Annotated in this window: 8 protein-coding genes; 1 reads left to right on the top strand and 7 read right to left on the bottom strand. The window is 75.2% G+C overall.

Annotated elements, in window-relative coordinates:
- Positions 1-111: 111 nt before the first annotated feature.
- On the bottom strand, positions 112-1,527 hold the full coding sequence (locus ABD823_RS12090; protein ID WP_344858856.1) for an LCP family protein: 1,416 nt from the start codon (positions 1,525-1,527) through the stop codon (positions 112-114).
- A 156-nt stretch (positions 1,528-1,683) separates the two neighbouring features.
- On the opposite strand from ABD823_RS12090, the gene ABD823_RS12095 reads away from it, so the two are divergent.
- Entirely contained in the window at positions 1,684-2,181 is a 498-nt protein-coding gene (locus ABD823_RS12095; RefSeq protein WP_344858858.1) for a GNAT family N-acetyltransferase, read from the top strand.
- Positions 2,182-2,365: 184 nt separating this feature from the next.
- Here the strand turns inward: ABD823_RS12095 and ABD823_RS12100 are convergent, their stop codons facing one another.
- The 6 genes from ABD823_RS12100 to ABD823_RS12125 all read right to left on the bottom strand — a co-directional run bounded on the left by ABD823_RS12100 (position 2,366) and on the right by ABD823_RS12125 (position 11,837).
- Positions 2,366-3,148 carry a glycoside hydrolase family 16 protein gene (locus ABD823_RS12100; protein WP_344858859.1) on the bottom strand — a complete coding sequence of 261 codons (783 nt, stop codon included), beginning with the start codon at positions 3,146-3,148 and terminating at the stop codon, positions 2,366-2,368.
- A 1,429-nt stretch (positions 3,149-4,577) separates the two neighbouring features.
- Positions 4,578-5,330, bottom strand: coding sequence for a hypothetical protein (locus tag ABD823_RS12105; RefSeq protein WP_344858860.1), 753 nt, complete (start codon positions 5,328-5,330; stop codon positions 4,578-4,580).
- A complete protein-coding gene (locus tag ABD823_RS12110) occupies positions 5,330-6,481 on the bottom strand; it encodes a MinD/ParA family ATP-binding protein (protein WP_344858861.1) in 1,152 nt (383 codons plus the stop codon). Before ABD823_RS12110 ends, ABD823_RS12105 begins: the two co-directional genes overlap by 1 nt.
- Positions 6,482-6,523: 42 nt before the next feature.
- The gene (locus ABD823_RS12115; RefSeq protein ID WP_344858862.1) at positions 6,524-8,377 is read right to left on the bottom strand and encodes a hypothetical protein; all 1,854 of its coding nucleotides are present in this window, start codon (positions 8,375-8,377) and stop codon (positions 6,524-6,526) included.
- On the bottom strand, positions 8,374-10,431 hold the full coding sequence (locus ABD823_RS12120) for a hypothetical protein (protein ID WP_344858863.1): 2,058 nt from the start codon (positions 10,429-10,431) through the stop codon (positions 8,374-8,376). The genes ABD823_RS12115 and ABD823_RS12120 overlap by 4 nt, the downstream gene beginning before the upstream one ends.
- Positions 10,432-10,460: 29 nt before the next feature.
- Positions 10,461-11,837: a DUF8094 domain-containing protein gene (locus ABD823_RS12125; RefSeq protein WP_344858865.1), complete on the bottom strand. Its 1,377-nt coding sequence runs from the start codon at positions 11,835-11,837 to the stop codon at positions 10,461-10,463.
- Positions 11,838-12,363: the final 526 nt, after the last annotated feature.

A 12,363-nucleotide genomic window follows, 5' to 3' on the forward strand; every position in this document is an offset into this window, starting at 1 on the left:
CGCAATGTATATCCGCAGGCGGGGTCTGTCCTAGCCGGTCGCGGGGGCGCGGGTCCGGCCCGGTGGCCGCGGAGGGGCCGGGGTCAGGCGTCCGCGGAGGGGGCGGGAAGGTCAGGCGTCCGCGCAGGAGTCGCGGGTGGCGTCGAAGCCCTTCAGGCCGGCGATGTCGTTGCGGGGGAGCTCCTTGAGCCCCTTCCAGTCGTCGCCGATCACCAGGACGAGCCGCCCGCCCTTCCGCGCCGGGGTGAGCCGCCCGGCGGCGGAGCCCGCCAGGTCACGGGTCAGGGTCGGCACCTCGTCCGCGCTCCGCGCGGGGTAGGCGATCGTGGTCGCCGGGCGCGGCTTGCGCACCGTGTCGCCGATCTCGACGACGTGGTAGCCCCGCTCCTCCAACTGGGCCGCGACCAGCGCGGCCATGCCGGAGCGCCAGGTCCCGTTGCGCACCTCGACGGTGACCTGCGAGCGCGGCACGCGGGTCTGGCCGCCCCTGACCCCGGACCCGGCGATCGGCCTGTCCCGGGCGATGATGCGGAACAACTGCGTGCTCTGCGGCTCGACCCACTCCACCCTGCCGGGGTGGGTGAGCGAGTAGCGCCACGGCGTCGTAACGAAGTGGATGCGCCCCGCCGCCAGCCCCCGGGCCCGCATCGCGAGGTCCTTCATGACGGCGGGGGTCAGGCCGGGATCGGTCGTGAGCGACCGGGTGGCGGCGTCGAGGAAACGGAAGAGCCTCGCCGGGTCGGTCAGCGTCTCGCCGCTCATCACCTTCTTGACCATCGAGGCGATGAACATCTGCTGCCGCCGGATGCGCCCGATGTCGGAGCCGTCGCCAAGGCTGTAGCGGGCGCGGACGTAGCCGAGCGCCTGCTCCCCCCGCAGCACCTGCCGCCCGGCGTCGAGGGCGAGCATCGCCTTGGGGTCGTCGATCGGCTCGGGGACGCAGACCTCGACCCCGCCGATCGCGTTGACCATGTCCTTGAAACCGGTGAAGTCGACCTTCACGAAGTGGTCGATGTGGATGCCGGTGAGCGTCTCGATCGTCTTCCAGGTGCAGGCGATGCCGCCGTAGGTGAACGACTCGTTGATCATCCCGAGGTGCGGGTACTGGCCGGGCAGTCCCTGGCGGGCCCGGCAGGCGGGCAGCTGCACCATCGAGTCGCGCGGGAAGCTGACGACCATCGCGTTGTCGTGCCGCGGCGAGAGGTGCGCGAGCATGATCGTGTCGGTCCGCTCACCGGCGAACCGCCCGTACCTGGCGTTGCGGCCGTCGCGCTGGTCGGAGCCCACGATCAGGATGTTCACCGCCTTGGCCGCGACCTTGACCGGCCGGGGCCCCAGGTCCTCCCGGCCGACCTCGACGTGCCTGACGTTCCCGGACAGCCGCACGTAGGCGCCGACCACCGTCGCGGTCACCCCCACCACGAGGGCCGTCAGCGCCGCCACCAGCCACCACACCCACCGGCGGGTGCGCCGGGGTTTCGCCGGGTCCGCGGGTTTCGCAGGCGCGTCGATCAGTCCGCTGCTCACGTGACTCCAGAGAGATGGACGGGCCGGGGCTGGTCCCCGGCCGAGGAGCCGTGTTCCGGCCGCCGAGTCTACTGATCGCCCCGCGGAGTTCCGCGGAACCGCGCGACCAGTGCTGACGTGGCGAAACACGGAGGTCGCTCCTGTTACGATCCGCCGGTGATTATCCGCAATGGTGATCCCGGAGACGTTCAGGCCGTTCTGGGGATGTTCGACAGCGCGGTGGCGTGGCTGACCGCGCAGGGCCGTACCGGCCAGTGGGGCAGCGACCCCTTCTCCGCCGACCCCGCCCGGGTGGAGCGGATCAGCCGGTGGGCGGCCTCGGACGGGATGCGCATCGCCGAGATCGACGGCGAGCCCGCCGGGTGCGCCGTCCTCGGCCCCCCGATGCCCTACGTCGACCCCGCCCCCGAACCGGAGCTCTACGTCCAGGCCCTGGTCGTCGACCGGCGCTTCCACGGCCGGGGCGTCGGTGCGGCGCTGCTGGCGCGCGCCCGCGCCGAGGCGGTCGAGCTGGGGGTCTCACTGCTCAGGGTCGACTGCTACGCCGGTGACGACGGCCGCCTGGTGCGCTACTACGAGAGCCGGGGCTTCACCAGGGCCGAGACGTTCAGCGTCGGCGAATGGCCGGGGCAGATCCTTCAGATGCGGCTCTGAAGGGTCCCGGGTGCCCCGCGCGGCACCCGGGCGAGGAGATCCGGATGGGGAGGCCCGGGTGAGGAGCCCGCCCGTACGGTCCCGCCGGCCCGGGTGCGCCTGGACGCCTGGACGCCTGGACGCCTGGCCGTCCGGACGCCTGGCCGTCCGGACGCCCGGCGCGCGGGGTGCGTCGGGTGCGGCCTCAGCCGTCGCCGCCGGCGTTCATCGGGTAGATCCGGACCCAGTCCACTTCCATCCAGGCCTCGCCGTTGCTGCCCTCGCCGGGGAACCAGTCGAGCTGCAGGCAGAGCGACATCGGGCTGCGCGTGGAGTGGGACGAGCGGAACCACTCGCGGCCGTCGAGGTAGCCGACGACCCCGGCCGGGCTGTTCTCCACGGCGTAGGTGTGCCACTTGGTCATGTCCACGTCGGCGTATCCCAGCTCGTGCCCGCCCTTGGGGGTCTCGAGGAAGAAGTCCGCCCGCTGCCGGCTGGGGTCGTTGTAGACCCCCATGAAGTCGATCTCCTCGCGGGTGGCGCTGTACTCGCCCCCGCCCCCGCCGTTCGGCCAGAGCAGAGCCATCGGGCGGTAGGCCCCCGCGCCCCGGTAGAGGCGGATGCGGGTCTCCCACCGGCCGTACGACTGGGCGTGCCGGGCGCCGAGCCCCGCGGTGGTGCCGTCCGGCAGACCGTGCAGGTAGAGCGCGCCGTTGCCCAGGTAGAGCTCCTGGGAGGTGCGGCGGCCCTTGCCCGCGTGCCCGGGGGAGTCGTAGAAGACCCAGTCGGCCGAGTCCAGGTACTCGTCCTCGAACTCGTCGCACCAGACGGGCGTCCCCCAGCCGTGGACCCTGGCGGCGCTCTTGGTGTCCGGGGCGGCGGAGCAGGCGGCCGCGGCCGCCTCGGCGGGCGCGGCTCCGAGGGTGCCCAGAGCCAGCGTCGTCACCATGCTGAGAACGGCTGTCCGGGCGTGGGAACGGAGGATCATTGACGGCTCTCCTGGAATCTGGCACAGAGCGCAGGCGGGCTGAAGGCCCAGCAACCAGCCTGAGCGGGGGCCGAACGGCCCTTGGCAGACGGATCGGTCGTCGAGGCCACGGGGGGTGCGAAGACCCATCGGGGCGTCGCCGACGCCTGTCCATCATGCTCCGCCGCAGGTGAGCTGTCAGGAGAATCGGCGGTACGGCCGTGCCACGGAGCGAGATTCCAGCAGGTGGCGGCGGTGCCGGAGGGTGGGCAGTGGTCCCGCAGGGACGGCAGCGGCAGCGGCCGGATGTCCGGTGCCGCAGGGGATCCCGACGTGTACGGCAGGGCGGACCACGGTGCCTCGGCCGGGTCTGCGGCGGTCGTCGGAGCCGCCGCGGTGGGCGCCGGATTTTGCGTGCGGTCCGGTCGCGCGGTGCCCGGTTCCGCGGCGGTCGGTCGCGGCGCGCCGACTCTCGTGGGGTCCGGTTTCACCGTCGGGCGCCGGCCGGTCGCGGTGGGGGCGGGTGCGGGCCTGGTGACGGTCGGTTTCGGGGCGGGGGTCGCGGGTTTCTTGGTGGTGGGTTTGGGGGTGGGGGCCGGGGGTTTCTTGGTGGTGGGTTTGGGGGTGGAGGAGGCGGGTTTCTTGGTGGTGGTCGGTTTCGGGGCGGGGGTCGCGGGTTTTCCGGAGGCGTCCGGCTTCGGGGAGGCGCCCGGTTTCCCGGTGATGTCCGGGCCCGGGGCGGGCTTGGTTCCGGTGGGCCCCGGTGCGGGCCCGGCCGTGCCGTCTTTCTGCGGTTCCTCCGCGGGCCCGGCCGTACGGGACCGGGACGGCGCCGGAGACGAGGCGTCGGTGGCCCGCTCCGGTGGTGACGTCCGCCGGGCCGTGCTCTCCGGCGCGGGCGTCCCGGCTCGGGAGGTGCCGGGCGCCCGGGTCGCGGCGGCGGTGGGAGCCGGCTCACCGGTCTCCGGGACCTTCACCGCGCTCCGGTCGCCGGGTGCCTTCTTGGCCTGCAGCGCGGGTGCCTTCTCGGTCTGTGGTGCGGGGGTGTCTTCGTCCTGCGGTGCGGGTGCCTTCTCGGTCTGTGGTGCGGGGGCGTCCTCGGCCTCCGGCACGGACGCGCCGGCGTCCTCCGGCGGCGGCGCGCCGTCCTGGTCCGGGACGGGCTCACCCTCGTCGTGCGTACCGGGACCGGTGGTGGCCTCGGGGCCGGGATCGCCCTCGGACTCCGGGGCCGCCGGGGGAGGCAGGTCCGCCGGGACCGGCTGGGGGCCGCCCTGCGTGCCCGGGACGGAGCCGGGATCCGCCAGGGCGACCCAGGGCCGGGCGATGAACGCACCGGCCGCCGCGGAGACGCCCGCGAGGAGCAGACCGGAGACGAGCGTGAGGTTCCGGGAGGAACTGTGTGGAGGCATATGGGCTCTTCCTCGATCCATGAGGCGATCCGTGCGATCTACGAGGCGGGTCCGGTGACGGCTCTCCAGCCGGCCGTGACGAACTCGGGAGTGCCGGGCAGGGCGACCTGGGGCACCACGGTGGGCAGCGGGTCGGGCGTGTTGACCCAGTCACCCGCCCCGCCGCGGACACCGGGGCGCCAGACCATGAGCACGCTCATGGCGACGGGACTGGAGTACTCCGGCCCGGCGTCCTCGCCGCCCTTGGTGGCGGTCACTCTGACCAGGAGGGAGACCTGCACCTGGTTGTGGGCGCGTGTCTGCCACTGCACGCCGATCGTCTCCGTCCGCAGGGCGGCCCCCTCGGGGAGCCCGCCCTCCGCGGGCAGGCCGAGGGTCTCCCGCCAGCCCCGGGCGGTGGCGCGGGCGGCCTCACGGGCGGCGTCCTGCTGGTCGGGCGGCGCGTACAGGACCGCGGCCTGCTCGGCCCGGGCCGCGTCCAGCGTCCAGGCGGCCTCCAGCGCGGCGGCCGCGGCCGAGACCGCGCCCAGCTCGGTCCGGGGGAAGCCGACGGGGTAGCCCTCGTCGCCGTGGTAGGAGGCGGGCGAGGCGAGCGTGACGGCGGCCGGGGCGGAGGCGGACGGCGAGGTGGCGGGCGGCGGCGCCGGGTCGGACCGCAGGAGCCGCCAGCCCACGGCCGCCGCCACGATCAGGCCGACGACCGTGAGGACCACGGCGACCTTCCGCCGCGCGGAACGCCCCGGCGGACCCAGGTCGACGTCGAACACGGTGTCCTCGACGGCCGGCGGCACTAGTGGCTCCGGCCGGGGTGCTGGTTGAACGCCTGGCCCGCGGCGGCGGCCAGGCGCAGGTAGGCGCCCCGGGTGGTGGGCCGGAGCCTGGCCAGGTCCACCTCCGCGCCCTCCTTGAGGTGCGGGTCGTAGGGGATGCGGATCACCGCGCGGCAGCGGGAGGCGAAGTGCCGCTCCAGCAGGTCCAGGTCCACGTCGGTCTTCGGCTCCACCGCGTTCAGCACGACGATGGCGTTCCTCGCCAGGTGCGCGTGGCCGTGCGCGTTGAGCCAGTCCAGAGTGGCGGCGGCCGAGTTGGCCCCGTCCACGGCGACGAGGCTGACCAGCACGATCTGGTCGGCCAGTTCCAGGGTCGCGCCCATGGCCCCGTGGAGCAGGCCGGTCCCGCAGTCGGTGATGCAGATCGAGTAGTAGCGCTCGATCAGACCGGCCACCGTACGGTAGTCCTCGGCGTCGAAGGCCTCGCTCACGGCCGGATCGGTGTCGGAGGCGAGGATCTCCAGCCGCGCGGGCGACTGCGAGGTGAAGGCGCGGGCGTCGGCGTAGCGGACGATGTGCGGCGCCTCGGCCAGGAAGGTGCGGATGGTCGCGGCCGTCTCGGACTTGACCTTCAGGCCGAGCGTGCCCCGGTCGGGGTTGGCGTCGATCGCGATCACCCGGTCGCCCCGCAGGGAGGCCAGGGTGTTGCCCAGGGCGGCGGTCGTCGTCGTCTTGCCGACCCCGCCCTTGAGGCTCATGACCGCGATCCGGTGGTGGCCGCGCGCGACCGGGGTCTGGGCCTGAGCGATCAGTGTGCGCCGTTCGAGCTCCGCCGCGGACTCGGCGGGGATGAAGCGCCTGCCGGACAGCAGCCAGACGAGCCGCCGCCAGCCGCCGGAGGGCTCGGACCGCCGGTTGGTGAGCAGGTGCTCCGCGGTGAGCGGGACCGTCTCCGGCGGGGCCCCGGACGCGTCGGGCAGGATCTCGCCGGACGAGCCGGGGGCTCCGGGAGCGCCCGCCGGGAGCCCGGACGGGGACGGGGTTCCGGCCGGGCCACCCGCCGCGCCCCCCGCCGGGGCCTCCGGCGGGGCCTCCGTCGGGCCGGAGGGGCCGGGCGCGCCCGGCGCGCTCGCGGGCGGGGTTGACCGGGTCTGCGGGGACGTCTCTGTCATCGTCGGGGTCCTTTCGTGGGAGGCGGTGCGGGCCGGAGGCGGTCAGCAGGTGCGCCAGCGCACCGTCGTGGAGATCGAGGCCTCGTCGGGACCGTGGACGGTCAGCGGGACGGATACGAGCGGGGCGGGTCCGCACCAGTGGCGGACCCGCAGGGCGCGCAGGGTGAGCACGCGCGTGTCCCCCTGCTCCAAGGTCCCGCTGGACGGGTTCACGACCAGGCCGGGAGCCGACACGCGCCAGGTCAGCGGTTCCTGTGAGGTGCCGGTCAGGGTGAGCTCCCCCCTGCCGTAGGCGTCCAGCGTCACCTCGGCGGGCAGGAAGACACGGGAGGCGAGCGCGTCGCCCGCGGTGTCCCGGGTGTCCCCGGCGGACGGGAAGGCGGCCGAGCCGGGGGGCCCGGACACGGACGGGACCGCCGTGGCGGCCTGGGGTCTGGCGGAGGGGATGCTCCCGGTCACGGGTCCGCTCCCGGTGGCGGGACCGAGGAGGTTCATCCCGGTCAGAGTGCCCGCCGTGCCCGCGGCGACGATGACGACGATCTTCAACGTCGTGCTCCGGACCCGGACCCCCGCCCAGCGGAGCGCCTCCGAGAGCCGGATCCGCGGCCCGTCGTGCGGGTCTCCGGGGGCACGGCCCGCGCCCCCGGGACGGTCCGCGGCGGGGATGGTGCGGGGCACGTCCAGGGTCGGCCCGGTACGGGACATGACCTGCGACAGGAGCGCGTCGTACAGCGGGGTGTCCTGTCCCGGACCCGAGGCGGGCGCGGGCTCGGACGGACGCACCTGCGCGGGCGGGGGGACCGCTCCCGCCCGCCGGACGGGCGGCGGGTACGGCCGCGCCCCGGCCGGGCGGGGCGCGGCCCGGGTGGGCGGTTCCGGGGCCGCCCCGGGCGGCGGCCCGGGTGGGGCGGTCCCGGGGACGAGGGCTCCGGGCAGGACGGCACCGGACGGCGGCGGGCCGGACGGCGGTCTCCGGGACGGCGCCCTCACCTGTCCGCCGGCCGGCGCCGCGTACGGGGCGGTCCCGCGCCGCGGCACCGGCAGCGCCACGGTCGCGGGAGCACCCGCCTCCGCGGGTCGTCCGGTGGTCCCGGGAGCGGTGTCCGAGGGTCGCCCGGCGGCCGGGACACCCGCCTCCGGGGACCGCCCGGCGGCCGGGGGCAGGGCGTCCAGGAGGAGCGCCCGCACCTGCGCGGTCAGGGGTGCGACCGGCGGGTGGGAGCTCATCTGCGGGACCGTGTAGCGGATGTTGATCGGTCGCGCGCAGGTAGCGCACCGGGTGACGTGCGCCAGCAGGGCCTCACCCGCCGTACCGGCACCGCCCGGGTCCCGCCCGGGCCCGGCGGCCGCCTCCGGGCCGCCGGGGAAGGGGGCCTCGGCCAGCGGGCGCAGCGCCGGGCAGGACGCGCGCCCGTGGGCGAGGCCGTCCAGCGCGCTCACCAGGGTCTCGACGACGTCCTGCGTCCGGGTCGCCAGCCGGTCGACCTCCTCGCGGGGAAGGGCCAGCACGTGCGCGAGGTCGTCGGAGGTCAGCTCGTGGCGGAACATCAGCCGGAGCGTCTCGGTGCCCAGCGGGCCGGCGAGCGTCCACGCCCGCTCAAGCAGCGGGGCGGCGGGCATGCCCGGTCCCGTGCCCGGCACGTACCCGTCGCGGTGCCCGGGCCGGGTGAAGCACTCCCTGCGGAGCACCGCCAGGAGCCAGGCCCGGACCGAGACGCCCCCGGGGGCGGCCCGCGTGCCGCAGGCGGCGAACGCGGCGGCGGCCGCGCGGGCGGCACGGTCGGGTCCGAGGTGGTGTGCGGCGTAGTCCAGCAGGTGCGCGCCGTGCTCGTCCACCCATGCCGCCCACTGGCCGGGGCCGAGCACGGCCTTCCCGGTTCCGGTGGGCGAGTTCACGGGCCCGCGTACCCGGCCGGATCCGGGGCGGTCTCGCCGTACCCCCACCCGCCGTCCCCGGGGCCGCCGTATCCGCCTCCGCCGTCTCCGGGCCCGCCGTATGCGCCTCCGCCGTACCCGGACCCGTCGTTTCCGTGCCCGCCGTATCCGGACCCGTCGTCGCCGGTCTCGCCGTACCGCTGCCCGGGCCGGTCGCCGCCGGGCTGCGCGGGCGCCACGGGACCGGTCCCGCCGGTGTCGGGCCGGACGAGCTCCGGCTGCCCGGACCGCCCGGTCCGGGCCGGCCGCTCCTGCTGCTCCGGCCGGTCGGTCCCGGCCGTCCGCCGGAGCTCGGGCCGTACGGCGGGCGTGTCGGTCACCACGAGTTCCAGGCTGCTGTCGGACAGCCCGGTGAACTTGGTCCAGTTGCTGATCTCGCCGGGGGCCGGCTCCGCGAAGAGCCAGCGCAGGAAGGCGGGCCACCGGCACGAGTCGCGGGGCACGGCGTTCTCCGGCAGGGCCGCGCCGCCGGAGGCGGACCTCAGCTCCGCCAGTTCCGCGGCGGAGTAGTCACGGCACGGCGGGGTGCCCGGCGGGGCGACGTCGAGGTCCCACGCGCCGTTCTCGTCGGTGTACCGGATGTTCCGGTCCAGCCCGAGGGCCTCCTGGGCGCGCCGGAGGAGCGCCGGGTCCCGCAGCACCGGGAGCGAGACGCCCGCGTCCGGCAGGTCCTCGTCGGCGGGGACGGAGGTGACGGGCGGCGGGGCGTCGTCCTCCGGAGAGCCGTTCCATCCGGGGGCCTGGTCCTGGACGGGCGGCGCCTGCGTGTCCGCGGGGGCGGGCGCCCGGCTCTCCTGCGGCCGGGTGTCCTGCGGGGCCTGCGGCGCGCCGTCGTCTCCCGGTGGCTGCGGGTCCTGGCCTCTCCGCGGAGGCACCGCCGGCCGGAGGGACTCCGCGGAGGGAGGGGCGGTCTCGCCGTCCGGCGCGGGCGGGGCGGTCCTTTCGTTCTGCACCGGCGGTCCGCTCCCGTCGTCCCGAGTGGGAGGCGAGCCCTTCCCGCCCTGTACGGGCGGCGCAGCGGTCTTCCCGTCCTGCACGGGCGGGGCGGAGGTCACCGGGTTCACCGGCCGGTCCGCCGTCCGGGCCTGCTTCCGCGGCCCCGTGGACGGGGCCCCCTGCGGCCGTTCGCCGTCGTCCGTGTGCCGGTCGGCCCGCCGGCCGTCGTCCGTGTGCCGGTCGGCCCGCCGGCCGTCGTCCGTGCGTCTGTCCGCACCGTTCTGCGGGGTGGATCTGCGGTCGTCCGCGAAGGCCTTTCCGCCGCGGGGCGAGGTCGCGCCGGAGGACGGGGAGGTACGGCCGGGCGCCTGCGTGTCGGGTGCCTGGACGGCCCGCTTGCTCGGCGCGGGCTGCGTGATCTTGCTGCCCTCCTCCAGTTCGGTACTGATCTTCTCCGTCGGTTTCGGGGCGGGCGCGGCGGGCTTCTTCGGCGCGGACTGGGCGGGGGGTGCGGCGTTCTGCTGCTTCGGCGCGGACTGGGCGGGGGGTGCGGCGTTCTGCTGCTTCGGCGCGGACTGCACGGGCGGCGCGGCGTTCTGCTGCTTCGGCGCCGTCTGGCGGGAGCCGGAGCCGCCGGAGCCGGAGCCGCCGGATTTCGAGCCGGAGGACTTCGGCGGATCGTCGGCCTTCTCGGGCGGGGCGGGCTTGCCGCTGGGATCACTGGGACGCTGGGCGGAGGCGAGGGCGATACCGATCGAGGAGAGGGAGGTGCAGCCGTCGCCGGTGTCGGCGAGCGCGCGGCCGTCCGGGGTGAGGGAGAGGCAGACCCTCGCGTCCGCGGCGGCCGCCGTGCCCGCGCCGGCCTGTGCGGCGTCGCGGCCCTCCGGGGTCAGCGCGGTCCACGTGCCCGTCCGCGCGTCCAGGACATAGGTGCCGGTGGCCAGCCGTACCGTCTCCGCCTCCGGCGGGGAGAGCGCGGCGATCGCGGCGCCGAGGCCGGTGCCGGCCGCGAAGACCCCGATCGCGACACTCGCCGTGACCACCGTCGCACGCGAGGGCTTACGTGATGGTGTCGTCATGGAATGTTCCTCTTCCTCCGGTGGGAACGTCAGGTGCCGTGGCTCTCCAGAACTTCGGACCACTCGCCGAGCACACGGACCCGTTCGTCGGAACCGGCGGGCGGGACGTAGGCCACGTACATGCGGCCGTACGTCACACTCGCCGAGTGGGCGAACGCCTTGCTTCGGGTGCGGACCGCGGCCGCACCCTTCAACGTGACCAGCGCCCCCACCCGCCGGGCGGTGCGCAGGTCGGTGGAGCGGGCGGCGTACCAGACCAGGGCGCCGCCGTCGCGGGTCATGAGTGAGCGGACCGGCCCCTCCGGCCGGTAGGTGAGCGTGAGCCTCCACCCGGCCCGCTCCAGCTGGGCGCGCTCCTGCCGCCAGAACAGTGCGGCCTCGCTGGTCCACGGGCCGTCGGCGAAGCGCGCGTCCGCCTCGGTGCGCTCCAGGCTCGCCAGGTGGGCGCGGGCGATCTGGCGCGGGGTCGCGACCAGCCCCGAGGCGTCCTCCGGCAGGCTCGTGGCGTAGCCCTCGGCGTCGGTGGCGATCTCGGGCAGCGCGGCGGGGGTGGGGCGCGTGTCGGCGGCGGAGGCCACCAACCGCCATCCGGCGGTGGTGGAGGCCATCACATCCATGATCCGGGCGACCCCCTCGCGATGGGCGACCGCCACGAACCAGTCGGTGGCGCCCCGGGAGTCGCGGGGCACCCAGATCTCCGGCCGGGGCCACATGCCCGCCCCCGGCTGCGTGCCCTCCATCCGGGCGGTCTCGAGGGAGGCCCGGGACATCTCCAGCGCGAGGCCGTGCTCCAGCCTCCCCATCGCCCGCTCGTCCATCTCCGCCTGGGCGCGGGAGAGGTCCCGCGCGTAGCGGCTGTGGATGCGGCGTGCCTCCTTGGCGGTGACCCGTGTCGGCACGGTCTCCGCGGCGGGGCCGGAGGCACCGGCCGGCGGTTCGACGGGGGCGGGCTCCGCCGGGGCGGCCGTCTTCCCGGCGGAGGACTTCCCGGCGGGCTTCTCCGGGGTGCGCGTCCCGGTGGTGGAGGGGAGCGGCTCGGCGGCGTCGGACCGCTGCGCTGCGGAGGTCGGCTCGGACCGTTCCGTGGCGGAGGGCGGGGAGGGCGCGGACTGGGCCGTGCCGCCGTCCGGGGGCGGAACCGCCGCCTCCCAGGACGTCTCCTCCGGCGCGGGAGTGGTGCCCGCGAGCACGGTCCGGGACGCGCTGGAAGCGGACAGGACGGCCCAGACTCCCACGCCGCTGAAGACGGTGGCGGCCGTCGCGAACAGGGCGACCTTCTTCCACCGGGGTGCGGACAGCCGTTCGGGCTCCCAGCCGCCGTCGTCGAAATCATGTCCGGCAGGGGCATCAATGCGCCAAGAGTGCCAGCCCCGCCTGTCCGGGGAATCTGAGGCATGCCGTGACATAGAACCCGATATTAGACTGACAATGATCCCGGGGGAAGGTAAAGGGACAGGGTTATTAGCGCTTAAAGCTTCTGTCATATAAATGGCAGAAGCATCGGAATACGGTCTATCCGAAATCCGGGATAGTGTGGCTGCCCGGGTGGTCGGGGAGCCTCCTACCAGGACATCTCTAGAGACTCGCTCGGTGACCCGTCCGCTGCCGACCGTGTCGCAGGCGTCTTCCGGCCTCCTCGGGGAGGTCTCGCCCCGCTATCCATGATCACTTTTGTTGACATGATATGAATTCAATTCATATGTCTGTTCCGCTCGGTTAGGTCATCCCTATCCATGATTTACGACCTGACCTCTAACCGTCCCCCTCGTCCGGAAGAACGGGCCCGGAGGGCGCGGGAGGCCGTCGCGCCCTGCTCCCCGGCCGGCGGGCGAGCGGCACCCGCCCGCCGGGGCCCCCTTCCTCCGGCGGGGCGCCGCAGCCGCGAGAAGTGGCACACCGCGGAGTGATTCCGACATCACGCCGACATCTGGG

This window comes from Planomonospora alba (assembly GCF_039534085.1).
Taxonomy (GTDB): domain Bacteria; phylum Actinomycetota; class Actinomycetes; order Streptosporangiales; family Streptosporangiaceae; genus Planomonospora_B; species Planomonospora_B alba.

Coding starts and splice junctions, on each gene's coding strand:
- ABD823_RS12100 (WP_344858859.1), bottom strand. CDS start 3,148: ATGATCCTCCGTTCCCACGCCCGGACAGCCGTTCTCAGCATGGTGACG.
- ABD823_RS12110 (WP_344858861.1), bottom strand. CDS start 6,481: ATGACAGAGACGTCCCCGCAGACCCGGTCAACCCCGCCCGCGAGCGCG.
- ABD823_RS12120 (WP_344858863.1), bottom strand. CDS start 10,431: ATGACGACACCATCACGTAAGCCCTCGCGTGCGACGGTGGTCACGGCG.
- ABD823_RS12125 (WP_344858865.1), bottom strand. CDS start 11,837: ATGTCACGGCATGCCTCAGATTCCCCGGACAGGCGGGGCTGGCACTCT.